The organism is Maribacter aquivivus, from assembly GCF_900142175.1.
Classification (GTDB): domain Bacteria; phylum Bacteroidota; class Bacteroidia; order Flavobacteriales; family Flavobacteriaceae; genus Maribacter; species Maribacter aquivivus.
The window spans coordinates 512388-537587 of record NZ_FQZX01000003.1; the positions used below are offsets into that span (position 1 = coordinate 512388).

Consider the following 25200-nt stretch of genomic DNA (forward strand, 5'->3'; position numbering starts at 1 on the left):
ACTGGGAATCAACTAAGACAAGATAAAATGGAAAATACGCCGAAAACAATGAACGGACTCTATGAAAATTTAGGAAAACTGTTCTATGCCGTTGCCATAAGTGATGGCACTGTGCATAACAATGAATGGGAAAAAGTTAAGGAGTATGTAAAAGAAGATTGGTTGTATATAGATGATTTTACCGACCGTTATGGTACCGATGCAGCCAACCAAATTGAAATTGTGTTTGATGTTTTAATGGAGTCTGAAAAAGATAGCCAAGAGTGTTTTAATGAGTTCAAGGAATTTTATAAAATTCACCCTCATGCATTTTCAGATAAAATAAAAACCTTGACCAAAAAGACGGCCAAGGCTATTGCAAGTTCATTCTCAGGAAATAATAAGTCTGAGTTAATATTGTTAGCTAAAATAGAATTACTACTAAATTAAAGCTGTTTCATTATTTTCTTAATGTCTTGATTTGCATATACTTTCTGAACTAAGTTACTATACAAACTGGTAAATTTTTCTTCATTGATTAGGTTGCCGAATAATGATTCTTGTCTAATAAAGGCTAGCGGGTCAGTTTTTGTTTTACTGGCTGCTTCATTTAATTGTTCTTGCATGGCGTCAATAATTTCAATAGGGTTGCCATTTTTATCTATTCCCTTGTCACTATAATAACACCATGCTGCAATTACTAAAGTTGCATATTTGATGCTTCCGCCGTTCGCTAAATTATCTTGAATAGTTGCAATTAAGAATTTCGGCAATTTTGCAGAACTCTCTGAGCAAATTCTACTTACGCTATCTTTTATATTTGGGTTTGCAAAACGTTCTTGTAAACTGTCCTTATATGCAGTTAAATCAATGCCTTCTAGTTGGTCTAAAACCGGAGTAGCTTCTTCGTCCATAAAAGCTCTTAAATAGAATACGAACAAATCATCTTCCATACAAGCATTAATAGTTGGGTGACCATGAATAGCACCTAAAATACCCAATACAGAATGACCTGCATTTAAAAGACGTAATTTCATCTTTTCATATGGCTTTACATCTGGTACAAACTGCACGCCAACTTTTTCAAATTCTGGTCTGCCGTTAGAGAAATTATCTTCAATTACCCATTGTATAAAAGGCTCACAAGTTACTGGCCATTCGTCTTTTAGACCATATGTGCTCTCTAAATAATCAATATCTGCTTTGGTAGTTACAGGAGTTATACGATCTACCATACTGTTAGGGAAACTTACTTCTTTTTCGATATATGCAGCCAGTTCTTTATCTTGTTTGGTTGCGAAAGCAAGTAGCATTTCTCTTATAACATCGCCATTATGCTGTATGTTGTCACAAGACATTACTGTAAAAGCAGGTAAGCCAAGCTCACGTCTTTTTTTAATGGCAGCAGTTAAAAATCCGTAAATGGTTCTAGGGCTTTTTGGATGTTGTAATTCGTACTGTACATCTGCATTCTCAAAATCAAATTCTCCTGTTGACGAATTAAAATTATAACCACCTTCTGTAATGGTTAAGGATACTATTTTTGTGTCAGGATGCGCCATTTGGTCAATTACTAAATCGGGAGTGTCATGACCAAGTTTAAAGTCGATAATGGAACCAATTACTTGTGATTCTATCTTGCCATCAGGATGCTTTACAATGAGTGTGTATAGTCCGTCTTGTTTTTGTAACACATCATGGATCTTTTGATCACCTTTTCGAAGACCAATTCCACATATACCCCATGCGGCAGCATCTCCCTTTTCTTGTAATAGGTGCGTATAGTAAGATTGGTGTGCTCTATGAAAACCACCAACACCCACATGTACTATTCCAGATTTTAATGATTCTCTATCAAATGTAGGTATAGAAACCTGCTTGTTTATAGCTGCTAAGTTCTCTTTGTTTAATATGATTTCTTTATTCATTTTTAGCTTTGTTTATTGATTTTACACGTAGTAATGCCCAGTATGCAGTAACGAAATAAATAACCGTACAAATAAATGCATACGTGTAGAAAATTTCTCTGTTGTTGATATAGCTATTTTCATTTGCACTGTCAAATAGAACAATACCTGCCAATATCAATGTAATTATAAGTGCAACGAGAGATACCAACTTCAAAATCTTTGAGAATACGGTAATATCTTTTTTTGGTATTGTTTCTAACTTGCTTTTTTCTTCTTGAAAAGTTACAATTTTCTCATTGCGTATTCTTTCTTGTTCTTCTTCCTTAGGATATTTTTCTTTTGCTCCGTAGCGACCAGCTAACAAGGTATAAACTCCGATAGTGAAAATCCAAGTAGGAATAAACAAATAGAAGAAAGACATTACATTAAAAGCATTTAGTCCAAAACCGAAAACTAATCCTAATCCCCATGATACAATAGCAGGTGTGCTAAAAGTTAAATTGCGGTATTGAGACCAATAACGTGTGTATCCGATTCTTGGGAATATCTGATGCTCTGCAAATACAATTGCACCAACGGGTACTACCAATAAACCTGCATAGGTCAATAGCGGTAAAATCTGTGAGAATACAAAAGGAAAACAGGCTATGACAATCGTGATTAAACCAACTACAATAGTTGTTTTTTTACGTGAATGATTAAAGAAAATGGCTTGAGCTGCTAATCCTGCTCTATATAAATTGGTAATTGCCGTAGTCCAACCTGCTACGATTACAATTACGAATCCAGACCATCCTAAGGCATAAAAAGCAACATCTCCAGGATCTAATTCTACGATTGATTTTCCGATGATTACTGCAGCACCGGCTCCCATGATACCGGCAGCTATCCACGCAACATAATGCCCAAACATCATACCTGTACTGGTTGCGAGTCCGTAAGATTTCTTTTTAGCAAAACGTAATAGCGCCATATCTATTAATCCGAAATGGGTGATGGTATTTGCAGCCCAAGCGAACCCGATAACTTCAACAAGTCCGATACCTGGTTCTCCGGCACTATCAACCCCGGTCCAAATAGATCGATCACCAAGTGATATCAAATCATTCCATCCGCTAGGTAGAGTTGTCCCTAATACATCTAAAGATAAAGCTGGTAATAAAACCATTGCACCACTAGTGAACATTACAAAAAGCCATGGAGCACATATTCCTGAAAATTCTGATACTGCGTTAAATCCGTATAATGCTATAGACACCACTACTAAGCCTACGCAGAATACGATGACCACAAACCACATATTGGTGGGGTACCAGTTTAATTGTGCAGGTATATCGAACGCAAACCGCACTGCGGTCGCAGATACGGTAATCATAGCGGCAGATATGACCGAGAAAATAATGACGTTAGCCCAATTGTACAGCTTGGTCATAGAATCTCCCGCAATTTTATTGAGGTAGGTGTATAAGCTTAATCTTGTTTCTACTGCAATAGGAGAGGTAATAAACGTCCAGCTGAGAACTGCCAAAATATTACCGATCAACAGACCTAAAATAATATCCATGGTTTTTGCTCCTAATGCTACAAACGTAGCACCAATTACAAACTCTGTTGCTGCAACATGTTCGGCGGCGTACAATCCTGCAAAATGTGTCCAATCATGTAATTTATGTTTTGCAACGGGTAGCTGCTCTTCGTTAAAATTTTCAAATGTGCTTTGGTTGTTGGTTGCTGACATAAGTTGAGTTGGTAGTTAGTTTAAAATAATGAGTTGAGTTCTGTTTAAAGACCTTTAAAGTATTTGCTGTGTTTTAAACAGGCTTGCAATGTATTTATTTTTTGTTAAGAACAATTATTAAATTTTGTTAATCTTCAATATCCCTGAAATCGGAAAAATAGTTATGAATTTCATTGCAGCTATTTTCAGTCAAATTGATTCTTATATCTACGGTTTAAAAAAGGCAATCTACCGAAAGATAGATTGCCTGCTAGTGTAAGTTTAAAAAAGAATTAGTTCAGTGTTGTAATCATCAATTACTTATTTTTTCAAAATCACTTTTTTCTAAGCCGTTATTGAATTTAATGTTAGACCAATTTACCGTTATCCAAGGTGCATCGCTAACTGCGGCTTTCCAAGTAGATTTTTTATATTTTCGTTTAGTTGGAAAAAGCATTCCGTCAACGCCTTCATATTCTAAGGTCATTAAATTCGGAGTTTCCATTGCACCAAAATCAGCAACCGTAAATAAAAACTGATCTACTAGAGATGTGTTTTTATTAATGTATAGCTGATAAATATCTGTTGGCTTAGAGTCCCCAAAATTGAACGATACTTTTACTACTTCATAAAGATTGTTATTTAAGGTTTCTTCTCCTAAATATTCATACGAAACACCTTTGTCCATTAACTTTTGAAACATGGTAAACCAATAAAAGTTAGTAGGTCTGTTGAAAGCAACTCTTTTTAAGGCAACGCTATCATTTAGAATATCTCCATTATGCTTTAACCAGAATTCTTTACCATCATAACCTTGTTCAATTGTGCCTTGTAAGTCACTTAAGGTTCTTTGGTGCTTTTCGTATTTACCATATGAAAGTTCACCGTCGAAAATGTATTTCTCTGTTGAAATATCTGTTTTGCCATCTGGTGTTTGGTAGGTATATGTATACACGACATCTTTCTTTCCTCGAAGCGTTTTGTAATCGCCAACTTTTTCAAGCATTTTTGAAACCAATTCTTGTCCTTTATTCGTGAATTCAGGAGTTAGAATAGTTTCCTTTTTGGTAGTTTGTTCCCCTTTACAAGAAGTAATTAAGATACTTAGTACTATTAAGCTGGTCATTTTAAAATTCATGGATAGTTATTTAGTTATGTTTAAGATTAGATTAATGCGCCGTTTGCGCCAATGACTTGACCTGAAATCCATTTAGAATCATCACTTGCCAAGAATAAAACTACTCTTGCAATATCTATAGGCTGTGCCAATCTATCAAATGCATTCATTGAACTTAATTTATCAATGAACTCTTGAGATTTTCCATTTAAGAATAATTCAGTTTCTGTTGCACCTGGTGCCAAAGCATTGACAGAGATTCCCCTGCCTATTTCTTTTGAAAATACTCTTGTCATTTGTTCAACAGCAGCTTTTGAGGCGGAATATAATGCGTAAGTAGGGAACATTAGTTTCACCGTACTAGAAGATATATTAATAATGTTACCATTATCGGATAGTTTACTGTCAGCCTCTTGCAATGTGTTAAAAACGCCCTTCACATTAACATCGAACAGTTTGTTAAAATCTTCTTGAGTATTGTCTTTCAATTTTTTGTTGAACATGACACCAGCGTTGTTGATCAATACATCTACCTTTCCAAATTCTTCTATAGTTTGGTCAAATAGCTGAGTTACCTGATTTCGATCGCTTACATCAGCTTTAATAGCAATTGCATGACCATCATTATTTTTAATTTTAGCAACTGTGGCTTCAGCATCTTTTTCACTGTTAGAATGATTGACAACTATTTTAGCACCATTCTCTGCTAATAAGAACGCTATTTCTTGCCCAATACCTCTAGAGGCGCCAGTAATGATTATTACTTTATCTTCTAATTTCATAGTTTAAGTTTTTTAATGATTTATAGAGGAGTATTTATAAACTGATTAATTTATCTGCAACTAATTTTAAATTGGGTTCATTAATCTCTGGAGTAGGAGATAAGGGGTACAATTGTGCTCCAGGCCTACTTATAAATGCACCTCTCCAATTTGCCCATAATGCTCCAGATATATCCCAACCATGTGCTGCTACCAAAAGGCATTCTTGTGGTTGAATACTCATTTTTCTAGCTGCCCAATTATAAGCATCTACATGAGGTTTAAATTTACCCATATCTTCTATACTTAAGCGCTGATCAAAGTATTTTGTCAATCCTGAATTTTTAAATTGCGTCTCTACACCCTTATTAGATGAATTGGTAAATGAAACAAGTTTGTATCCGGCATCTTTTAAAGATTGTAAAGCTGCAGGAATTTCTGGGTGCGCAGGTAAAGATCTAATAGGGTCTACAATAGATTTCTTTGCCTCATCATGACTTAGTACTATATCATTATTGGCAGCTACCATTTGTAAAGCAGCGGCGCCAATAATAGCAAAATCCTTGTATTGGTTGGCTACCGTAGATACTAACGAATATTGCAGCATGGTGGTGAACCAAAGTGGTAGTAAATCATTTCTACCATTTAGAGCTTTTGCAACACTGTCTTTCATTGCCGTTAAATCTAGCAAGGTTTCATTGACATCGAAAAATAGCACTTTTGGTCTTTCGCCCCTAAATTCAGTTTTATCTTGCGATGCAAACCCTAAAGTTGGTATGGTTACGCCGGCTGCGCCAAGTATTGTTGATTTTTTAATAAAGTCTCTTCTGTTGTTGTTCATGTCTATATTTTGATTTAAAAACATTCTATGTAGTATGTTTTTGGATAAAAAAATTACTGTTTTAGTTGTTTTAGATATATAGATAACCCATTTAAATATTCATTGATTACTAAATCGTCATCGTATAGTTTTCGTATTCCGCGTATGCCTTCAAATGCACTAATGAGATAAATTGCCGCAGCAGCACTAGAAATATCTTGTTTAATAGAATTTTCAACTTTTCCTCTTTCTATTAAATCTTTGAGGGCGGTTTTCCATTCTTCAATGATATTTTTTAATGCTTTTTGATACACCTTTTCATTGTCACCAATTTCATTTATTAAATTATTTGTTGGGCAGCCGTGTTTCTTCTCGTAAATAGAGAAGGACTTTAGACTATTCAGAAAAGTATCTTCTAAAATAGTATAAGCGTTGCCATTTTGATATAGCGGATATACCATTCTTTTTTGCACTCGGCTTTGCACTTTTTTAGTGATGACCTCTAAGCCTAGTTCTTTTTTATTGGCGTAATGATGGTAGAAGGCCCCTTTGGTTAAAGTCGTAGCCTTCATTATTTTTTCAATGCTGGTTGTTTTAAATCCGTCTTCATAAAACAACTTAAATGCCTCATTGAGAATGAGTTGTTTTGATAGTTCAGATTTTAATGCCTGCTTCATACCGTAAAGATGCTCAATAAAATACGGTATAGAATGTTTTTAGAGGTATTTAACCTATTCTTAACTACAAAAAAAATCAGTTTGCTTCAACTTAAAACCATGTAGGTATTTAGTGAAATACAATAAGAATTAATGATGGGTGATGTGGCTAGAGTGATTTCTAATTGAGATTTAATCTATACTCATTAGGACTCATAGAGGTTTTCTTTTTAAAGATTTTACTGAAATATTGCGGATATTCAAAGCCAAGTGAATATGCTATTTCACTAGCACTTTTCGTTGAATTCAACAGTTTGTTCTTAGCTTTTTCTATGATGTATTGATGAATATGGTCTTGCGTTCCTTGTCCTGTTTCTTTTCTAAGTAAATCGCTCAAGTACTTAGCTGATATGTTCAATGCTTCTCCGCAATATTTTACCGTTGGTATACCAAGTTCAATTTGTTTGTTTTGGCTGTAGTACTCTTTTAATAGTTTTTTAAAATTGCCTGCTATATCTTTATTTAAATTGGTTCTTGTATAAAATTGTCGGTCATAAAACCTTACACAATAATTAAGTAACAATTCTAAATTAGAAATAATGATGGTTTGACTATGTGTGTCTATATTTCCGCTATATTCTTTCTCTATTTTTTGTACTATTTCGGTTACTGTTGTTCTTTCATCATTAGATACATGTAGCGCTTCGTTAGATGCGTATTCAAAAAAGGAAAACTGTTCTATTTTTTTACCTAATTCAGATTTTCTAATTAAATCAGGATGAAACATTACCGTCCAGCCTTGGTCTGTGGTGTTAATGTTCTGTTTTTCAAACTCCATTATTTGATCAGGAGCCATAAAAATCATTGAGCCTTCTTGGTAATCATATGAATTTCTACCGTAGTTTTTAATGGTAAAAGCACAATTATCTTTTAAACTGATATGATATAGACCTAAGGAATATTTAAAATTTTCTAGACCAATTTGGTTCCAATTATCGCCAATTTTCAATACGGAAATTAATGGGTGTTTTGGTTTCTCTAAACTAAAGTAAGAATGAACTTCTGCAACACTATTTATTTTAATAATTTCCTTCATAACCAATAACTTAAATGTTTTGCCACCAGTTGGGGTAGGTCGTAACTGAATCTTTCACTATTATCTCTTGCCCAATTTGTGGAGCTATTACCTGTAAGTTCAATTCAGTTGCTTTAGCTTCAACTCTTTTAATAGGATCTGTCCATTCATGCAATGCTAATTTAAAACCTGCCCAGTGAATGGGCATTATCTTTTTTGCTTTAACGTCAATACCAGCTTGTGCGGTTTCTTCTGGCATCATATGTATATCTGACCACATTTGGTTGTATTGACCGCATTCCATCAAGGCAAGATCAAAAGGACCGTATTTTTCTCCTATTTCTTTAAAGTGATCAGCATAGCCGCTGTCACCGCTAAAAAAGATATTCTCATTTTCTGAAGTAATTACCCAAGAACTCCACAAGGTACTTTGCGCATTATTCAAACCTCTACCTGAGAAATGTTGTGCTGGCGTACAAACAAATTTTAAATTACCGAATTGAGTCTCTTGCCACCAATCCATCTCTGTGATTTTACTCTCAGAAACTCCCCAAGCAGTCAAATGATTACCAACACCTAGCGGAGTGTAGAAATGATTTGTTTTATCCTTGATCTTTAAAACAGATTCGTAATCTAAATGGTCATAGTGGTCATGAGAGAAAATAACCGCATCAATCTGTGGTAGTTGTTCAATTGCTATGGGGAATTCTTTATTAAATCGTTTTTCACCTAAAAGTGGGTGAGGGGCAGCCACTGCACCAAACATTGGATCAATTAGAATATTTTTTCCATCAATCTGTAATAAAAAAGAGGAATGTCCAAACCAAATCATTCTTGCTTCTCCGCTATAATTGGCAATACTAATAGAATCTATTTTTTGCGGAATTAAATCTGCTTTAGGGCGACCATTGGGCACTTTGGTAGTGAAAAAGGTATACGCTAAACTAAGCTTATCAGAAAAAGCTAAATCTTCTGGTACCGGTTTTACATTACGAAATTTATCTTCTTTAAATTGCTGTGACTGCTCATAGCCTACTTTCTGACTTTTGGTACTATTGCCACCAAAACTTGGATATAAATTGGTAAATGCCAGAATGGCGATAACCAGTATGCCAATTATTGCTAAGGTTGTTATCATTATTTTTTTTAAGATGCTTTTGATCATTCTATTTATATTGACTCATAATCACTTTATCAAATATACGGTCACCAAACCACTTACGTAACGTTATGGCTAACTTTGCCGAATACCCTTTAACGTACCTAATTTTCGGATTTTTTACCGTTGCCGCCTTGGCTATCGTTTTGCCTAACACGTTTACATCTGTAAAGCGATCATTAGTAAAATCTTTTTTCATGGTGTCTGCAACTGAATTTGCAAATGTTGCATAGGCTCCCTTACCTGAAGTTTCTCTCAAACTTTCTGCGGCAATTAAGCCCCAAGGGGTTTTTATTCCGCCAGGTTCTACAATGACCACATCAATGCCAAAAGGCTTAACTTCTAAACGTAAGCAATCGCTCCATCCTTCTAAAGCATGCTTAGTGGCAAAATACCATGCGCCTAAAGGCAAATAAACCTTACCGCCCATGGACGATATATTTACAATTCTACCATACTTATGTTCTCTCATTTTAGGCAGTATCAATTGTGTAATTCGTGCCAAACCAAATATATTCACCTCAAACTGTCTTTTGGCCTCTGCTATAGATACATCTTCTACCGTACCGTAAGAGCCATAACCGGCATTGTTAATTAAAATATCTATTCTACCTTCTTTATCGATTATGGTATTTACACATGAAACAATAGAATCATCTTTGGTTAAATCTAAAGGCACAATGTGTATTCCTTGCGATTTTAAATCTTGCATTTCTTCCATTCTTCTTGCAGCTCCATAAACAATATACCCTTGATTTTTTAATATGTTGGCTGTAGATTTCCCCATACCAGAAGAAGCTCCTGTAATTAATACGACTTTATTCATGAGTATTTTTTAAATTCTATAATTCGGTTTTAATTTGACAAAATTAAAGGGATACATGCTGATAGTTGTATGCTAATTGCCGAATGTTGAATACTTTTTACATATTGTACTTATTCAGGTAACATCATGAAACAAATAAACCTCTATTTACAAAATTTGTAGATAGAGGCTTTGATTTATTAGAACTTCCCGTTATGTATTAATGTTCTGTTTTTACGTCTTTAAATGCATATAATTTTTTTATACTGCTGGTTCATTAGTTGTGGTAAAATACTTCTTCTTCAACCAAAATGAAACCCGTACCAAAAATATAAGCGCAGGCACCTCAACTAAAGGACCTATAACCCCAGCAAATGCCTGACCAGAATTGAGTCCGAATACTGCAATGGCAACCGCTATTGCCAATTCAAAATTATTTCCGGCTGCAGTAAATGCTACTGATGCTGTTTTATCATATTCTGCACCTGTGGCTTTGGTAAAGAAGAATCCGATAATAAACATTAAAGTGAAATAGATTAATAATGGAACTGCTATGATCAGCACATCCATAGGTATTTCTACTATGAGCTCTCCTTTTAATGAGAACATGATGACAATGGTAAATAACAGGGCTATCAAAGTCATTGGTGAAATCGTGGGTATGAATTTGTTCGTATACCAATCTTCGCCTTTGAGTTTTACTAAAATCAATCTGCTTAATATTCCCATTAAAAAGGGTAACCCTAAATAAATGGCTACACTTTCAGCAATTGTGCCAATAGAGATATCTACAATTGCACCTTCAAAACCGAAGTAGGGTGGAAGCACAGTTATAAATAACCAGGCATAGAAACTATAGGCGAATACTTGAAAGATACTATTAAGAGCAACTAAACCAGCTCCATATTCGCTACTGCCTTCTGCAAGGTCGTTCCATACCAATACCATAGCAATACAACGCGCCAGACCAATAAGAATTAGACCTACCATGTATTCTGGATAGTCTGATAAAAAGGTAATTGCCAAGATGAACATTAAAACGGGACCAATAATCCAGTTTAAGATAAGACTGATAGATAAGATTTTTGTGTTTCTAAAAACCTTTGGTAATAAGGCATAGTTCACTTTAGCCAATGGCGGATACATCATTAATATTAAACCGATGGCTATAGGAATATTTGTAGTACCACTATTGAATGTATTGATGATTTCTGGAAAGGATGGTACAAAATAACCGATACCCACACCAAGCGCCATGGCAGCAAAAATCCACCAGGTTAGGTTTTTATCTAGAAAACTTAATTTTTTAGATGCCATTTCTACTTGTTGATTTGTGAGAATATGTAAAACAATTCCGTTGCAATTTGAATACTTCTTTCAGCATATTTTTCTGCTTGCTGCGGCGTATTATCAAACGCTTTTGGATCTTCAAAAGTGATAGGTACTCTTTTTTCGGCACCTGCAATAAAAGGACAACCACCATCTGCTTGTGAACAAGTCATAATTGCCGCAAACTGCGAAGCCGGGTTAAAAGAATCTTCATATGATTTAGAAAAACCAATAACAGGATGTTCATTCTCAGAATACTTAATGGCATACACAGGATTACTGGTGTCCGATAATTTTTGAATCTGAAATCCTTGATTCTTTAATGTCTCTGCAACCATTGGAAACAATGCCGTAGCTTCTGTACCACCAGAATAGCAATACACATTTTTAATATTAAAATAGGTAGCCATAGTCTGTGCCCATACTTGAGATAGGTGACTTCTTCTAGAATTATGCGTACAAATAAAGTTAATTCTTATTTCTTGGTCATTGGTAGTTTTCTCTTGTATAAAATCTACCAATGGCTGTAAAACAACTTTACGTTCTGGCGTAATTAAATTTGGCTGTAACTCTTTGATTAAATTCTCAATTTTTGGTAACATGTTGGTTTCTGTAGTTATCATTTTTTCTAATGTTTATAGTTAGTTAACAGCAGTTTCCGTCAGGTGCACAACAAGGTTCGTTATTCACTTCTGATAGTTTTACTTTTGGTTTTTCTTCAGGTATACCACAATTATCTTTTGCCAAACAGTCTGTTTGCTTAGATGCTAAGATGAAATTAGTGCCGTCAAAATCAAGACCAAATTTCTCTATGGTTTGCCCTTGGTATTCAACTTCTATTTCTAAATCTTCTATGCCCAATACTTTTTCAGAAAGCTCAATAATATTGATCAATTTTTCTGGGTGAAGCCTATGGTCATAATCATTTGCATTCCATAATTGAAAGTTTACTACTTCCTCATTACGAACGGTACCACCGCAGTCAATGAAATTTTTGGTGATCTTGCCAACTTCGGTTACATGGAAATGGTTAGGTACCAATTCGCCATTAGGTAATTGAAAGGCTATAGTATCTAATTCTGCTAAATGTTTTTTAATTTCTGATAGTTTCATATTATTGTTTTTAATTAAAATTATATGCTTGTTTTATTTATTAATCGTAATAAAGCGATAAAAGTGTTTAAATTTTTTTTAACAGCAATCGTTATTAGTTATGTCTTGGTCTAAAAACTGCACCATTACTTGTTTCATATGTGACCAGTTGGTTTTGTCTATACAATAACAAACACTTGTGCCTTCTACATTACCTTTTATAAGACCTAATTGTTTTAGTTCTTTTAAATGTTGAGATATTGTAGGTTGGGCAAGGCCAATTTCATTTACCAAGTCTCCACAAATACAACTATCTAATTTAAATAGGTATTGTAAAATAGCTACACGAGCTGGGTGACCGAATACCTTCGCGAATAAAGAAATTTCATTTTGTTCATCGGTAAATATTTCTGTTTTGGCTAAACCCATATTCTGCTTAATTGTTTCATTGCAATATTACGATATATAAATTATAACAAAGTAAATAAATTGTTATTTTTCTGAAATCTCACCAACATTGTTTAATTCTTTATCTCAAAGTAGTTGTAATCATAACAGAGATTTAATAATATATTTCCATGCTTTTAATAAAAAGTTTTACAATCAATTAAAATCTTACCTTATTGGTAAATTATACTAATTACTTGGTACAAACTTTTGAAAATGAGGAATTTCTATGTAACTTTTATCTAGAATTAAAACACTATAGAAAATGGCATTAACAAAAGAGACAAAAGGAAAGGGTACGCATACTACCGTCACATTTACTGTTGGGGAAAATGAAGCCCCTAGCGCAGCAAATGTTATATTATTGGGAGACTTCAATGATTGGCAAACGAACGATAGTTCTTACCGAATGGAAAAAAAGAATGGGTCTTATGTAAAAAGCATAAAACTAGAAACTGGTAAACGTTACGAGTTTAGATACTTGAGCGAAGATAAAGGCTGGTTTAATGATTATGCAGCTGATGCATACGTGCCTTCACCGTATTCAGGTATAGATAATAGCGTTGTAGATCTTACTGCTTTGCCGGCGAAAAAGAAACCGGTTAAAAAAGCAACGACTAAGAAACCAGCAGTTAAAAAACCAGTGGCAAAAAAATCTACGGCTAAGGCTAAGAAAGATGATTTAAAAAAGATTGAAGGTATTGGACCAAAAATAGCATCTATTTTAACGGATAAGGGTATTGGGACTTTTGAGAAATTAGCTGGAGCGTCTGTGAAAACTCTTGAAGAAATTCTAAAACAAGCCGGACCACGTTATACCATGCACAAACCTGGGTCATGGCCAAAGCAAGCTAAATTAGCTGCTTCTGGTGATTGGGATAAATTAAAAGTATTACAAGATAAATTAGACGGCGGCAAATAATTGTCTAATTCATTCAAACAAAAAGCCCTAAGATATTTCTTAGGGCTTTTTGTTTACTATATATTGGTGCTACTAGAAGACATTATTTCATTGCAGTTTGATAATCAATAATGAATTTCTTCATCATGGTTTGTAATTCCATTTTATCTTTCTTGCTCATTTTAATAAGATTAAGCCAAGCAGTACCTATTTTTTTAGGGGCAAAAGATGAAAACTGTTTTGTTACCACCAATCCTTTTTCTTTTGGATAAAACGTGAGTCCTTTTTTAGTGATTTTAATATTATCAGCATCCATTTTAGCTACAGGAAATGTAAGCTGTATTACATGTTGCATTTCATTAAAGAAGTAAACGTTTTCTTGAGTGGCATTGATTTTTGCGTAATAATTTCTGTCGTCTTCGCTATGACCTTCTATAAAGGCATTGATTGCTTCTACTTGAGTTTGCAATTCTTGAGCGTTACTCGTTTTTACAAATGCAATCATCAAAATAATAGCGATAATTACTTTTTTATACATGATTATTAATAGTTTAAGTTGAATTCAATAAACGTTTATGAAGCTATTTTGTTGTTTAAAATACAGTTGAGGTTATTTAGCACAACTATTATATTCTTCAACAACAGCAATTATATTATCCTTGCCGAGGCTTTTGTTTTTTAGCTTGGAAACTAGGGCAGGGCAATCATTAAAATATTCAATTGCACGCTTTTTAAAAGACTTTGAAGGTCTTGCGGTAAGTAGAGGTGTAGCAATTGTCTCATTAGCCCTTTGCGCATAAAATTCATTTAAATTATGAAAAGAGATGACTCCTGGGTGGGTTGAAGTCATTGCTACAGATCTGCCGTATAGTGTTACTGGTCCTGTGCTAACAATGCAGAAAATTTCTTGCTTCTTTTTAGAAACAGGTATGTATTTAAAATAGGTAATTTCTCTTTCAGAATAAATAAACTTAATTAACGCTACTTCATCTTCGTTAAATACAGATTTACTTCCGTTTGTTGTGTTTTTTACCCTAACCTTAGATTTACCATTATAATGAATCAGGTCTTTTGAAACAACAGGAATCTTTACTTCACCAGAAATGGTCTTATCATTTTTTAAGATTACCTCACCTGTAGTCCAAGTATATTGCGAAAATGAAATGAAGGTATTAATGAAGAAAAAAAAAGTCAATACTATATTTCTGGTCATTTCTTGTAATTGTAATTCTTGAGGTGTAGTAACCTCATATTCTAATACCTAAATTAGTCTAATTGCCTTTGTGTAATTGCTTTATAGTATCTTGTTGAAATGTCCATATCTCAGAAATTGGCACTATTTTTCTGGTTAAATCATTAATGTTATTGTGTTCTGTCCATAAAAAAGGATAAAATGCAATGCCTTGATTTCCATTAATTTTAGTTATTTCCTTTTTCCAATCTGTCCAACGTGCATTGGCATAGAATTGAGACAGGTCACCTGTAAATGTCCACCATAGAAAATCAGAATACCTAATATCCATTGATTCCCATTCTAAAGCATCTGGCGCAAAATAATATATGTTGCCCAAGTCATCACCAAAAGCACCGCCATTTATTGCGAAAAATCCGCCTACGACATCATCGGCTACTAAGAATATTGACGGTTTATCTCCATATTCTTTAAACGTTTTCCCTTTATTCCATTCGGGTAAAGTTCTATCTAACTTTTGGTTGCCAGACCCCAAAATTCTAATCCAGCCATGGTCAATTAAAAGACCACCTGTTTCGTATATTATAGCTCCCATTGGTGAGCGGGTTGACACTTGTGTTTGGTAAAGGGCATTATCAGTTTCTTTCTCGTTTTTGGGTAGAATTTCAACTTTGTTGGTTGCATCATTTATCCATTCAGCAACTAGTACCCAACCAGGTTCATTAACATTAATTAATTCGCTTACTTTTTTCATACTGATAAATACAGATTTAATTATTCGTACTAATTACTGATGTTAATACGGCTGGTTTCCCTTTGGAATATTTTACTTCTTTTTCTTAAATATGAATTTATCTATTCTGTTTAATGTACTACCCAGAAAATTCCAAAATTTATGTAGAATTCCTTCAAAAATTACGTCAACGAAAAAACTAACAATTGCGTCAAAAATCATCTAGTGAACTTATTATTTTAAAATCGGTCTTTAAATAATAGAGTAGTGGTAAGTTACTATTTTGTTATCGCCCAATCTTGACCTTCGTATTCTGCCCAAGAACCATCTTCGGGTTCTTTTAATATGCTTTTGACCATTTCAATAAGTTTCGGGTCTTCGTCTTTAAAAATAGCTTTTCCAGCCATAATTAATGCTCTACTTAACTCATCATGCATTTTGTCTTTATTTTGAACCAAATAATTTAATTGCCCTAGCCTTAAATGTAAAAACGGATTGCCTACAGTGTCTTTAAATTGCATTGCAAAATTGAAATTATCAAAAGCATCTTCAATCCATCTTTCAGAAAAGCATACTTCTGCGATATGTACTATTACATACCTGCCTTCTCTAGTTCTTTTTTGGTCATCTGTTAGCGATTCATAAATTTTCATGAGCTCGTTAACCCTAGACTCTACATCTAAATCTTTATTAATAGTAATCTTGTCGATATCTGTTACCTTATCTGTTATTGACTCTGGTATGTCAATATATTGCTTGATTTTTGCAATGTTCGCTTCTTTTTTAGATTGTAATTGAACAGTTTCTTGTTTTTTGTCGCTCTTCTTTAAAAAATCAAATAGACCCATATGTTTACTTACTAAAATTTAATATTTCTATTAGTTTGATTATTCTTCTTCTTTCAATTTCAACAACACCTCTTTTCCATGTTCATTATCAGGGTTTAAGGCTATAGATTTTTCATACATTTCAATAGCTTCCGTTTTTTTATCTGCAATCAATAAAGCTTCACCATAACTGTCATGAGCATTAGCACTTTCTGGAAATAATAGTACTGTCGTTTTAAATACATCTAGGGCTTTGTCTAATTCTTGGGCTTGTAAAAATGAGTAACCCAGTGTATTTAAATCGTGTTCTGAACGATTATGAACCTTGGTTTCAATTGATAACTCAATAGCATTGTCTAATGCCTTTTGTAGCACAATATTTTGTTGATTTTTATCTAAAGTTTCTGAATAGGCTTTAACTATAGCGTTGATAACTAATGCAGGGTTATCATTAAATACGGCATGACTACTGCTTTCAGCTATTATGTTAGTTACATTATTGTTTTGTGTACCTAAATCTACATGAACTTTTTTCCATCTATTAGAATATTCTTCTGGATATACTGGAGCGGATTTATCAGGAAAAATGTTCGTTACAGGAATATTGTTAGGGAACTGTGTATTCCTTAATGAACGCATAACTTCATTGTAATTGAAATTCAGGTAATAATCGCCAGTACCTTTTGGTATTGTGTTTATGTCAACAAACATATCTCTCATAGCCAAGAAATCTTCATTCCAGAAATCACTAAGAGTTGCATCTATTAAAACTATCGATTTAACTTTCTTCGGATGTTTATTCGCGTATAGTAGATTGTATAGTCCGCCGTAAGAATGCGATACCAAAATTATTTCATTGTTGTACCCTAATTTTGCAAGTGCGGTTTCCAATTCTATAATTCCGTTTTCAATATCGAAATCGGAATCGTTCTTCAATTTGGTATTCAATTCACTTTGTCCAAAACCTGAACGGTCATACGTAATTAACGTAGTACCGGTAACCTGATGTATTCTTTCTAAAATAGGTGTCCAAACAGAACTGTCATCACCTCCACCAGCTTCAAAAAGGATAGGAGTTCCTTCTCCTTTCATAATATTGAAATGCATGTTAAATCCGCCAACATTAACTAGCGTATCTATCGTTTGAGAATGGGCGGAGAGCGTTAAAGAGAAAACGGCCAAGAAGGTATAATAGAACTGTTTCATTTTTGCTTAGTGTTTTTTAGTATTGGTAATTTACAATATTTCAACAGTTTAGTAGGGTAGTGGTTTGTGAATATTGTATGAAGTTTTAAATGTTTTGAAATGGAAGTGGCTGTCGGTTTTTAGTGAGGATGAGGTTTAGTTGAGACAGAAGTTAATAGTATTTGTATTCCTGTAAGTTAAAAGTGTACTCTTATACTTTTAATTTATTTTTTCTTATCCCAAGCTAAATCTAAAAAATTTAGCGACTTTATAAATATATACAGACCTTGGCGTTTAAAACCTAAGCCTGTATTGTTTATAGGTTGTGTTACCAGCAGATTATTCCATACTGCTGTATTTAGCTAATCCTTTACTATACGATATTTCTTCATCTTGTGAGTCATAAACAGATTCTAGAATCATTATAGAGTCGGTTATACTTTTTATTTCCACATCTAAAATTGTCCATCCAATTTCACTGTCTGAACCATTTCCTAATAAGTAAAATTCACCTGCTTGTTTTTCAATTTCCGCAGTACTTATTGTCACTAGGAGTTTATTATCTTCTAATTTCCAATCTCCATTATAAGTAGAATTAGGTCTAAAAGTGATCAGAACTTTGGAATTATCGTTAAAATCAAATGTAAATGTATCACGTTGACCTATAATTGTATTTTCAATCTCATTATTATTTTTGTCATAATAGAAATATTCTGTTTCTATTGGACCAAACCACTTTGATGAAGTCAAGTTTAATTTATTTTTTTCATCCAACTTTTCTGTATTGTTTTTTTCACAAGAAAAACTAAAAAAGAGTATACTAAGTACTAGTGCTGATTTAATATTCATATTTTTTATTTGCTGGTAACGTTTTAGCTAAGCGTAGTGCGGTAGTAAGGAAACTTTTCGTTTCCGTCTGCGCAGGAAGCTAAAGCTTATTGTTTTGCTTTTTCTTTTTTCTTGCTCAAAGCTAAATCCATTCCCGATAGCTATCGGGATTAGCGATTTTATAAATATACACAGACCTTTCGGTTTTTTACTAAAGTTCGCATTGCGTTTAGGCTTAGTTGGCATTAGTTATTTTACCAGTAAGTTGTATTCTTCAAACACTTTTTTTATAGAACTCAAATCTTCTCCTAAAATAATCATTTCTAATGGAACATTTCCTGAGATTTCATAACGATTACACTCAAAACAAATCTCCAAAAAGCCTGTTAACCTCTGGCTAGAATCATAGAAATTAAGTCCATGACGTGGTATGTAACAGTCAGCAACTACAATAATTGTTTCTGAAGTTTCTGATAGTTTGTTATCTGGTATTTTTAGTACTTTTTTATAATCCGATTTTTTTAGTTTTACTTTTTGTCCTACATATTTGGTTTTTATGGTTACAATATCATTTTTAAATCCTTCTTCATTTTTAATGATTATTGATTCATAATCGCAATTTTCAACGGTTTCACGTCCAATTCTTTCTGTTCCATCTTCTGAAAATATTGGATAACCTCTTGTATAGCATTTAGGTAGAATAGTAATCAATTCTACGATGTTATTGTCCATAAAATCTTTCATTTCAGATTTAAGAGAATCGTTGTTGGAGGTTAAATGCGCCAATTCCATTCTACTTTTATTTGTTTTATGGGACGAACAACTCAAAAGAACTAGAAAAAATAAGAGGGAATAAAGGTTTCTCATAATTGATTACAACGCCTAAGCTAAAGCTTATTGTTTAGTTTTATTTTTTCTTGTCCAAAGCTAAATCCATTCCCGATAGCTATCGGGATTAGCGACTTTATAAATATACACAGACCTTTCTGTTTTGCCCTAAAGTCCGCATTACGTTTAGATTTTATTACACAATTTTTTTTTCGTTCGAGTTAGCTTCTCCATAGGATTTACACGCACATCCGCAAACTGGCTAAAAAGGCCATCTGCGAAACAGTTGCGTTTGAGTAAAGTCCATTTGTGAGATTCTGAATTTTCGAGACAGTTTTTTATTCGTATTGCTCGCATTCAAAAATCAAATGACTTTTTATTTCATTGGGTTTAACAACAATGGCGTCGAATACTCGATTCGGAAATGCTCCAATCAAATAATTTTCCAATTCTAGTTTATCTAACCACTCCAAAAACGCCCTTAACTCGACCCTTACAACATTATGGTCAATCCAGTCCGAGTTTAGAAACTCCTTAGCGAATTCCATTTCTGGCCATACAGGAATACATTCCGTTTCTCCAGTTGAGCAAGTAACGTAATCTCCATTCTTGTCTAAAATCAAGAATATTTGTTCAAAATCGGCAACTTTACGAACTAAAAACCCATACCTCTCGGATGGTTTTAGGTTAAAAACGCTTTCGATTTTTTTATGGTGCATAATTTTTTCAAAATAAGAGATAACGTTTTGGCTATGCGCAGTATCCCAAAGGGTATTGCGTATAGGTGTTGTTGTGGCTAGTATTTTTTTCTTTTATAATCAATTACAACTTCAATTTTAGGTATCCATTCTAGTCCACCAATATTGTACATTTTCGAGTCAACCATTACGAGTGAATTGCTATTGTAAACATAAGTGTCGTCCCTGAATTTAATTCTTTTATGCTCTTCATTGTCAACGTGTGGAATGTCATATTCTGCAATGAAGACTTTGTTACCTTCAATCCTGTATGTCATTTCATACTCTTCTTCCATTTCACAATTATAACTTACACCTATTCCATTTTCTTGAAATTTCAAAAACGATTCACAGTTGTCAAATGGTCTGTAAATCCATTTATTTCTAGTTAGAAAATCAACATTCACATTATTAACTGTTATGGTGTCCAAAATGGATTTAAATAACTCTTCACCGAATTTCTTTTTAATTATTTGGTTGTCAAACTTTTCAATTAGAGGTGACTCTGATTGGCTTTTGTCAACCACTTGAATTTCTGGCTCCTGTTGTCTAGCTTTTTGTCCACAAGAACACAAGAATGTCAATACTATTAATGTCTGTATTACTGTCTTCATTTTATTAGCCACAACAATTGTATATATAACATATGTCATATACATCTTTTATATCTACAATTTAGCTATTTAAAAAAAAGTAAAGAAGAATTACTTCATCAAATTGATTTCGGAAATACTCTTAATTCTATTACGCTCTAAGAAAGCGTCAATAGTTTCAAAGTGTTCAATAACGCGTTGTTCTTTGAATTCAAATACTTTTTGCGATAAGCCTTGTAAGAAATCGCGATCGTGAGAAACTAATATAAGTGTACCATCATACGTTGATAAGGCTTCTTTAAGTACATCTTTAGATTTAAGGTCTAAATGGTTGGTTGGCTCATCTAGTATTAAAAGGTTGACTGGTTCTAGCAATAACTTTACCATTGCCAAACGGGTTTTTTCTCCACCAGAAAGCATACTTACCTTTTTATCAATATCATCGCCGCTAAACATAAAGCGACCTAGAATATTTTTAATCTGGTTACGAATATCACCAAAGGCAACTTCATCTACTGTTTGGAAGATGGTAAGCTCTGGGTCTAAGAGTGACGCTTGGTTTTGGGCAAAGTATCCAACCTTTACATTATGACCAAGTTGATATGTGCCTTCTACATTAATTTCGCCTAAAATAGCTTTGATCATGGTAGATTTTCCTTCTCCGTTTCTACCTACAAAAGAGACTTTTTCTCCTCTTGCAATAGACATATTGGCATCTTTAAATACCACATGTTCATCATAGGATTTTGACATTTCTTTTACCGTTACAGGGTAATCGCCTGAACGTGGTGCCGGTGGAAAACGTAATTTTAAAGAAGAGGTATCAATCTCATCTATTTCTATCTTTTCTAATTTTTCAAGCATGCGCTCTCGCGATGTTACTTGATTGGTTTTAGAGTAGGTACCCTTAAATCGCTCTATAAAAGCCATGTTGTCTGCAATAAACTTTTGCTGCTCTTGGAAGGCTTTTATTTGATGAGATCTACGGTCTTTCCGTAATTGTAGGTAGTGGCTGTAGTTTGCCTTATAATCATAAATGCGCCCCATAGTTACTTCTATGGTGCGGTTGGTAATATTGTCTATAAATGCTCTATCGTGAGAGATTACCATAACAGCATTTGCTTTATTCAACAAGAAATCTTCTAACCAAATAACCGATTCTATATCTATGTGGTTGGTAGGCTCATCTAACAAAATTAAATCTGGCTTTTGTAATAGAATTTTAGCCAATTCTATACGCATACGCCAACCACCACTAAACTCATTGGTTTGTCTAGTGAAATCTGCTTGTCTAAAACCTAATCCTTTTAATGCCTTTTCTACTTCTGCATCATAATTAACTTCGTCTAGGGCATAATATTTTTCGCCAAGATCAGATACTTTTTCTATAATGCTCATATAGGCATCACTCTCATAGTCTGTTCTAGTTTCTAGCTCTTTGTTCAGCTTGTCCATTTCATCGCGCATGCTAAAAACATGCTTAAATGCCTTGGCAGCTTCTTCAAAAACAGTACAATTATCTTCGGTTAACAAGTGTTGTGGTAGATATGCTATAACCGCATCTTTAGGTACACGAACATTACCTCGCGTGCCTTTTTGCTCGCCAGCAATAATCTTCATCATGGTAGATTTACCTGCGCCGTTCTTACCCATTAGGGCAATTTTATCGGTTGGGTTTATGACAAAAGATACGTCACTGAATAGGGTAGTGCCACTGAATTCTACGGCTAGGTTATCTACTGAAATCATGCTATATATTTAAAACTGCAAAACTAGTAATAAGTTGTGGTGCTTGTTACTAACTGCATAAAAAAGTTATAGCGTTCAAAACCGGAAAGTCTTTTATTTAGGTACTTGCCTTGTTGCTTAACCAATTGTAAATTAAAAGTACTACTGCCAATAAAAGAAGCAGGTGAACTAGCGCTCCCATAACTTTAAATACCACGAAGCCTAATACCCAACTTATGACCAATGCGGCAACTAAAATGTATATTATATTCTTCATGCTTACTTATTTACGGTCCAGTTCATTATTTCATCGTGAATCTCTTGTTCAGTTTTTTGCCTTCTTTTTGCAATAGTGCTTATTAAGGCTTCAACACCATCAAGCTCTCCGTTATCATCTACATCTTGTGTTTCTGGAAAATTTGCTAAATATTCGTCTCTTACTGCTAACCACTGTTTTTCTAAATGTAAATCATAGGTAGAGGTTGCTACTCCGCCATTATTTACGGGTTCATCTAAGACGTCATTTAAGTCTTGGTTTTGGGATATTCCTTTATTCTGAGGAACGTCGTTTTCTAGACCTCCCGTGCTTTTCGATTTAGCTATACTTTTATCTTCTGTAATCATCTGTATATTTTTAATTATTACTACTGATAGCAAGGTAGTAACCCGAACAGATATAGATTTGCTCTAATATTACATTAATTGACCGTATAAAATTGAAGGACTAAAAAGTTGATAAATTCGATATAGCGGGCACTAGTTAGCTAATGCCTTTTTTTTGACTTTGAGCATTTTTGCTGCAGATGTGTAGCCGCCTTCTGTGCCATCAACGAAATGAGAGTGACTTGTTTTTCTGTCTAAAACGTAACAAGACATAACAGAGGCATGGGTAACGTGTATACCGTATACTATTTTACCTTCGGTTTCAAGTTGGTTTAGGTAGTCTATAAACAGATCTATTTTATCTTGTTCTGCCGTAAAAATGGTATTGATCATGCCATCTAACATAAATGAATGGGATAACTGACCAATTTGCTCTAGGTATTTTTTTCCGCTTTTAGAAAGGCTAAAGTATATACGACCAATGTTGGTTTTAATCCAATTTTTAATGAAGTAGAACCAATTTTTGTCTGCAAGGCTTACGCGCATTTCTTCCCATATTTTATAAAGGCTTGCATCTAGTTTTAGGCGTTCACTTTTTATAGGTTGCCTTTCTGTAAAGGTTCCGAAAATTGCATCCATCTTAATAAGTACTTCTTTATAAATAGCTCTTTGATTTTTTTCTTCAACGCAATCTAACAACAGGCAAACTACTTTGGCTTTATTTTGTTCTGGATTTACTTCTTCCCACCTACATTCCATTCCTTCTAAATTCAATAAACTTTCATTGAATTTAGAATTTGGTAGTTCTTTAAAATTAGATTTAATAATTTCTTCTGCTTTATGTAAGCCGTTGCCAAGTATAATGGGTATGGTAAGCCGTTCTGTTAGTTGATGTTTGGCAATCTTTAGATGACACTTTTCTGATACAAGTTCTTTAACAGAAACATGTCCAACCCTTAGTACTAAATTGGTTTTTCTTTTAATGTGTACACTATAATTATCTAATACAGCAATCACCTTATCAAGTAAGTCTTTAGGTAATAAGAAGGTTGCGCCGTCACCACCAAAGAAATAAGGAATCTCTATATTTCGTTTGATTTTACGAACGGTATTCAATACCGAAATTATACTACCGGTAGCCGTTAAATTTACCTGGTGGTGATTACCATCTTGTACTGCTTGTGTAGAATTTTGAATATCTACTACAACAACATGCCAGGTTAGAGGCACAGCCGTAAAGTCAGAATCCTTTTCTAGTATTGCTACTAGCGGTTTATTTAACTTTTTAAGCTCTGTATAGAATTTGGTGTTTTTCATTCGCTAATTAGCTAGTCGTATTTTAAGAGTGAAATTACAAGTTGATGTTGTTTATAAAGAATATGGTTGCTTATTTAGTACATACGCTCAGCCAACAGTTCTAAGAGAAAAGTTTCTCTTTCAATAGACATCCCTTTTTTAGTGCTTTCAAGCATGGTTTTTTTATTATGGGCTATAGCTTCATAAATGTTGACCCATTTTGCGGTCATGCCATTTTTAATCTCATAATGCTCCATTTTAGAATCGCCCAACTCTGTATTAATTTCGCAGGTATAGCAATAAGAAATCATGTGTTGAATGTCAAAACCTGGCTTGTGCCATGGTCTATATTCCTCATAAATACCAAAGGGTTTTATATTTCTTACTTCTAAGGCTCCGGTTTCTTCACTAAGTTCGCGAATCATACCTTCTATTTTATCTTCACCGTCATCTAAACCACCGCCTGGTAGACTATAATCCTCATAACGCTCTGTATATAGCAATAAAATAGAAAGGCCCTGTACAGCAATACTTCTTGTGGCAAGTCTGGTGAAAATAGATTTATTATCTAAAGAGACAACGTCTGGGTGGTAGTGAGTTTTTAAATTTTGCATTGGTGAAGTGTAATCTTAAAAGGTAATTTCTAATTTATTTTTAGCCCATTTGAAGCATCAAAAATACACAAACCTTTTCTCAAAATAATAGGGGAAGAGTCTAGGTTATTTTTATGGTCACTTAAATTCCCAATTGAGTTAATTTACTATTAATGAGCATCCTATTTTTGTGTAGTAATCATACTGACCTAGCGCTTCTTTTTGCGTAATTTTATATTTGAAATTACATGGTATAGTGTTAATTAGTACCGATTCTATTTAAAAGTAT

Annotated in this window: 29 protein-coding genes; 2 read left to right on the forward strand and 27 right to left on the reverse strand. The window is 33.9% G+C overall.

What is annotated here, in order from left to right; translation table 11 throughout:
- Positions 1 to 27: 27 nt before the first annotated feature.
- Complete coding sequence (locus tag BUC31_RS17850) at positions 28 to 429, forward strand: hypothetical protein (protein WP_073246900.1); 402 nt, start codon at positions 28 to 30, stop codon at positions 427 to 429.
- Here the strand turns inward: BUC31_RS17850 and BUC31_RS17855 are convergent.
- The 13 genes from BUC31_RS17855 to BUC31_RS17915 form a co-directional block, all read right to left on the reverse strand.
- Positions 426 to 1907 carry a mannitol dehydrogenase family protein gene (locus BUC31_RS17855; RefSeq protein ID WP_073246795.1) on the reverse strand — a complete coding sequence of 494 codons (1482 nt, stop codon included), beginning with the start codon at positions 1905 to 1907 and terminating at the stop codon, positions 426 to 428. The two genes, BUC31_RS17850 and BUC31_RS17855, sit on opposite strands and share 4 nt — an antisense overlap.
- Positions 1900 to 3627 carry a purine-cytosine permease family protein gene (locus tag BUC31_RS17860; RefSeq protein WP_073246797.1) on the reverse strand — a complete coding sequence of 576 codons (1728 nt, stop codon included), beginning with the start codon at positions 3625 to 3627 and terminating at the stop codon, positions 1900 to 1902. The genes BUC31_RS17855 and BUC31_RS17860 overlap by 8 nt, the downstream gene beginning before the upstream one ends.
- Positions 3628 to 3919: 292 nt before the next feature.
- Positions 3920 to 4744, reverse strand: coding sequence for a DUF6503 family protein (locus tag BUC31_RS17865; RefSeq protein WP_073246799.1), 825 nt, complete (start codon positions 4742 to 4744; stop codon positions 3920 to 3922).
- 26 nt (positions 4745 to 4770) lie between these two features.
- Positions 4771 to 5505: a glucose 1-dehydrogenase gene (locus BUC31_RS17870; RefSeq protein WP_073246801.1), complete on the reverse strand. Its 735-nt coding sequence runs from the start codon at positions 5503 to 5505 to the stop codon at positions 4771 to 4773.
- 34 nt (positions 5506 to 5539) lie between these two features.
- Positions 5540 to 6325: a haloacid dehalogenase type II gene (locus BUC31_RS17875; RefSeq protein WP_073246902.1), complete on the reverse strand. Its 786-nt coding sequence runs from the start codon at positions 6323 to 6325 to the stop codon at positions 5540 to 5542.
- 53 nt (positions 6326 to 6378) lie between these two features.
- Entirely contained in the window at positions 6379 to 6981 is a 603-nt protein-coding gene (locus BUC31_RS17880; protein WP_073246803.1) for a TetR/AcrR family transcriptional regulator, read from the reverse strand.
- A 160-nt stretch (positions 6982 to 7141) separates the two neighbouring features.
- Positions 7142 to 8056 (reverse strand): helix-turn-helix domain-containing protein, encoded by a 915-nt coding sequence (locus tag BUC31_RS17885; RefSeq protein ID WP_073246804.1) that lies wholly within the window; start codon positions 8054 to 8056, stop codon positions 7142 to 7144.
- Positions 8057 to 8066: 10 nt separating this feature from the next.
- Positions 8067 to 9173, reverse strand: a complete 1107-nt coding sequence (locus BUC31_RS17890) for an MBL fold metallo-hydrolase (RefSeq protein ID WP_073246903.1) — start codon at positions 9171 to 9173, stop codon at positions 8067 to 8069.
- Between the two features lie 28 nt (positions 9174 to 9201).
- The gene (locus tag BUC31_RS17895; protein ID WP_073246806.1) at positions 9202 to 10020 is read right to left on the reverse strand and encodes an oxidoreductase; all 819 of its coding nucleotides are present in this window, start codon (positions 10018 to 10020) and stop codon (positions 9202 to 9204) included.
- A 240-nt stretch (positions 10021 to 10260) separates the two neighbouring features.
- Positions 10261 to 11316, reverse strand: a complete 1056-nt coding sequence (arsB, locus tag BUC31_RS17900; RefSeq protein WP_073246808.1) for an ACR3 family arsenite efflux transporter — start codon at positions 11314 to 11316, stop codon at positions 10261 to 10263.
- 2 nt (positions 11317 to 11318) lie between these two features.
- A complete protein-coding gene (locus tag BUC31_RS17905; RefSeq protein ID WP_073246809.1) occupies positions 11319 to 11951 on the reverse strand; it encodes an arsenate-mycothiol transferase ArsC in 633 nt (210 codons plus the stop codon).
- A gap of 22 nt (positions 11952 to 11973) precedes the next feature.
- Entirely contained in the window at positions 11974 to 12441 is a 468-nt protein-coding gene (locus tag BUC31_RS17910) for a DUF6428 family protein (protein ID WP_073246811.1), read from the reverse strand.
- 78 nt (positions 12442 to 12519) lie between these two features.
- On the reverse strand, positions 12520 to 12849 hold the full coding sequence (locus BUC31_RS17915) for an ArsR/SmtB family transcription factor (RefSeq protein WP_073246813.1): 330 nt from the start codon (positions 12847 to 12849) through the stop codon (positions 12520 to 12522).
- 283 nt (positions 12850 to 13132) lie between these two features.
- Here BUC31_RS17915 and BUC31_RS17920 point away from each other — a divergent pair, with 283 nt between their 5' ends.
- A complete protein-coding gene (locus BUC31_RS17920) occupies positions 13133 to 13789 on the forward strand; it encodes a helix-hairpin-helix domain-containing protein (RefSeq protein ID WP_139252009.1) in 657 nt (218 codons plus the stop codon).
- An 82-nt stretch (positions 13790 to 13871) separates the two neighbouring features.
- Here the strand turns inward: BUC31_RS17920 and BUC31_RS17925 are convergent, their stop codons facing one another.
- The 14 genes from BUC31_RS17925 to BUC31_RS17985 form a co-directional block, all read right to left on the reverse strand.
- Positions 13872 to 14306 carry a hypothetical protein gene (locus BUC31_RS17925; RefSeq protein WP_073246815.1) on the reverse strand — a complete coding sequence of 145 codons (435 nt, stop codon included), beginning with the start codon at positions 14304 to 14306 and terminating at the stop codon, positions 13872 to 13874.
- Positions 14307 to 14378: 72 nt separating this feature from the next.
- Positions 14379 to 14981 carry a hypothetical protein gene (locus BUC31_RS17930; RefSeq protein WP_073246817.1) on the reverse strand — a complete coding sequence of 201 codons (603 nt, stop codon included), beginning with the start codon at positions 14979 to 14981 and terminating at the stop codon, positions 14379 to 14381.
- 58 nt (positions 14982 to 15039) lie between these two features.
- Positions 15040 to 15714: a DUF2625 domain-containing protein gene (locus BUC31_RS17935; RefSeq protein WP_073246819.1), complete on the reverse strand. Its 675-nt coding sequence runs from the start codon at positions 15712 to 15714 to the stop codon at positions 15040 to 15042.
- Positions 15715 to 15971: 257 nt separating this feature from the next.
- Positions 15972 to 16541 (reverse strand): hypothetical protein, encoded by a 570-nt coding sequence (locus BUC31_RS17940; RefSeq protein ID WP_073246820.1) that lies wholly within the window; start codon positions 16539 to 16541, stop codon positions 15972 to 15974.
- A gap of 39 nt (positions 16542 to 16580) precedes the next feature.
- Positions 16581 to 17726 (reverse strand): alpha/beta fold hydrolase, encoded by a 1146-nt coding sequence (locus tag BUC31_RS17945; protein WP_073246822.1) that lies wholly within the window; start codon positions 17724 to 17726, stop codon positions 16581 to 16583.
- 318 nt (positions 17727 to 18044) lie between these two features.
- Complete coding sequence (locus BUC31_RS17950; RefSeq protein WP_139252010.1) at positions 18045 to 18455, reverse strand: hypothetical protein; 411 nt, start codon at positions 18453 to 18455, stop codon at positions 18045 to 18047.
- Positions 18456 to 18782: 327 nt separating this feature from the next.
- Complete coding sequence (locus tag BUC31_RS17955) at positions 18783 to 19325, reverse strand: hypothetical protein (protein ID WP_073246826.1); 543 nt, start codon at positions 19323 to 19325, stop codon at positions 18783 to 18785.
- A gap of 374 nt (positions 19326 to 19699) precedes the next feature.
- Positions 19700 to 20080, reverse strand: a complete 381-nt coding sequence (locus BUC31_RS17960) for a DUF2750 domain-containing protein (protein ID WP_073246828.1) — start codon at positions 20078 to 20080, stop codon at positions 19700 to 19702.
- Between the two features lie 77 nt (positions 20081 to 20157).
- The gene (locus tag BUC31_RS17965) at positions 20158 to 20712 is read right to left on the reverse strand and encodes a hypothetical protein (protein WP_139252011.1); all 555 of its coding nucleotides are present in this window, start codon (positions 20710 to 20712) and stop codon (positions 20158 to 20160) included.
- A gap of 90 nt (positions 20713 to 20802) precedes the next feature.
- Complete coding sequence (locus BUC31_RS17970) at positions 20803 to 22440, reverse strand: ABC-F family ATP-binding cassette domain-containing protein (protein ID WP_073246833.1); 1638 nt, start codon at positions 22438 to 22440, stop codon at positions 20803 to 20805.
- 97 nt (positions 22441 to 22537) lie between these two features.
- Positions 22538 to 22696, reverse strand: a complete 159-nt coding sequence (locus tag BUC31_RS20170) for a lmo0937 family membrane protein (RefSeq protein ID WP_211573883.1) — start codon at positions 22694 to 22696, stop codon at positions 22538 to 22540.
- Between the two features lie 2 nt (positions 22697 to 22698).
- Entirely contained in the window at positions 22699 to 23043 is a 345-nt protein-coding gene (locus BUC31_RS17975) for a hypothetical protein (RefSeq protein ID WP_073246835.1), read from the reverse strand.
- Positions 23044 to 23175: 132 nt separating this feature from the next.
- Positions 23176 to 24339 (reverse strand): DUF3095 family protein, encoded by a 1164-nt coding sequence (locus BUC31_RS17980; RefSeq protein ID WP_073246837.1) that lies wholly within the window; start codon positions 24337 to 24339, stop codon positions 23176 to 23178.
- A 74-nt stretch (positions 24340 to 24413) separates the two neighbouring features.
- Positions 24414 to 24932, reverse strand: a complete 519-nt coding sequence (locus BUC31_RS17985) for an NUDIX hydrolase (protein ID WP_073246839.1) — start codon at positions 24930 to 24932, stop codon at positions 24414 to 24416.
- Between the last annotated feature and the right edge of the window lie 268 nt (positions 24933 to 25200).

Coding starts and splice junctions, on each gene's coding strand:
- BUC31_RS17860 (WP_073246797.1), bottom strand. CDS start 3,627: ATGTCAGCAACCAACAACCAAAGCACATTTGAAAATTTTAACGAAGAG.
- BUC31_RS17880 (WP_073246803.1), bottom strand. CDS start 6,981: ATGAAGCAGGCATTAAAATCTGAACTATCAAAACAACTCATTCTCAAT.
- BUC31_RS17955 (WP_073246826.1), bottom strand. CDS start 19,325: ATGGAATTGGCGCATTTAACCTCCAACAACGATTCTCTTAAATCTGAA.
- BUC31_RS17965 (WP_139252011.1), bottom strand. CDS start 20,712: ATGAAGACAGTAATACAGACATTAATAGTATTGACATTCTTGTGTTCT.
- BUC31_RS17920 (WP_139252009.1), top strand. CDS start 13,133: ATGGCATTAACAAAAGAGACAAAAGGAAAGGGTACGCATACTACCGTC.
- BUC31_RS17915 (WP_073246813.1), bottom strand. CDS start 12,849: ATGGGTTTAGCCAAAACAGAAATATTTACCGATGAACAAAATGAAATT.
- BUC31_RS17960 (WP_073246828.1), bottom strand. CDS start 20,080: ATGCACCATAAAAAAATCGAAAGCGTTTTTAACCTAAAACCATCCGAG.
- BUC31_RS17945 (WP_073246822.1), bottom strand. CDS start 17,726: ATGAAACAGTTCTATTATACCTTCTTGGCCGTTTTCTCTTTAACGCTC.
- BUC31_RS17975 (WP_073246835.1), bottom strand. CDS start 23,043: ATGATTACAGAAGATAAAAGTATAGCTAAATCGAAAAGCACGGGAGGT.
- BUC31_RS17895 (WP_073246806.1), bottom strand. CDS start 10,020: ATGAATAAAGTCGTATTAATTACAGGAGCTTCTTCTGGTATGGGGAAA.
- BUC31_RS17875 (WP_073246902.1), bottom strand. CDS start 6,325: ATGAACAACAACAGAAGAGACTTTATTAAAAAATCAACAATACTTGGC.
- BUC31_RS20170 (WP_211573883.1), bottom strand. CDS start 22,696: ATGAAGAATATAATATACATTTTAGTTGCCGCATTGGTCATAAGTTGG.
- BUC31_RS17930 (WP_073246817.1), bottom strand. CDS start 14,981: ATGACCAGAAATATAGTATTGACTTTTTTTTTCTTCATTAATACCTTC.
- BUC31_RS17940 (WP_073246820.1), bottom strand. CDS start 16,541: ATGGGTCTATTTGATTTTTTAAAGAAGAGCGACAAAAAACAAGAAACT.
- BUC31_RS17935 (WP_073246819.1), bottom strand. CDS start 15,714: ATGAAAAAAGTAAGCGAATTAATTAATGTTAATGAACCTGGTTGGGTA.
- BUC31_RS17980 (WP_073246837.1), bottom strand. CDS start 24,339: ATGAAAAACACCAAATTCTATACAGAGCTTAAAAAGTTAAATAAACCG.
- BUC31_RS17885 (WP_073246804.1), bottom strand. CDS start 8,056: ATGAAGGAAATTATTAAAATAAATAGTGTTGCAGAAGTTCATTCTTAC.
- BUC31_RS17970 (WP_073246833.1), bottom strand. CDS start 22,440: ATGATTTCAGTAGATAACCTAGCCGTAGAATTCAGTGGCACTACCCTA.
- BUC31_RS17850 (WP_073246900.1), top strand. CDS start 28: ATGGAAAATACGCCGAAAACAATGAACGGACTCTATGAAAATTTAGGA.
- BUC31_RS17985 (WP_073246839.1), bottom strand. CDS start 24,932: ATGCAAAATTTAAAAACTCACTACCACCCAGACGTTGTCTCTTTAGAT.
- BUC31_RS17905 (WP_073246809.1), bottom strand. CDS start 11,951: ATGATAACTACAGAAACCAACATGTTACCAAAAATTGAGAATTTAATC.
- BUC31_RS17855 (WP_073246795.1), bottom strand. CDS start 1,907: ATGAATAAAGAAATCATATTAAACAAAGAGAACTTAGCAGCTATAAAC.
- BUC31_RS17890 (WP_073246903.1), bottom strand. CDS start 9,173: ATGATAACAACCTTAGCAATAATTGGCATACTGGTTATCGCCATTCTG.
- arsB (WP_073246808.1), bottom strand. CDS start 11,316: ATGGCATCTAAAAAATTAAGTTTTCTAGATAAAAACCTAACCTGGTGG.
- BUC31_RS17865 (WP_073246799.1), bottom strand. CDS start 4,744: ATGAATTTTAAAATGACCAGCTTAATAGTACTAAGTATCTTAATTACT.
- BUC31_RS17910 (WP_073246811.1), bottom strand. CDS start 12,441: ATGAAACTATCAGAAATTAAAAAACATTTAGCAGAATTAGATACTATA.
- BUC31_RS17870 (WP_073246801.1), bottom strand. CDS start 5,505: ATGAAATTAGAAGATAAAGTAATAATCATTACTGGCGCCTCTAGAGGT.
- BUC31_RS17925 (WP_073246815.1), bottom strand. CDS start 14,306: ATGTATAAAAAAGTAATTATCGCTATTATTTTGATGATTGCATTTGTA.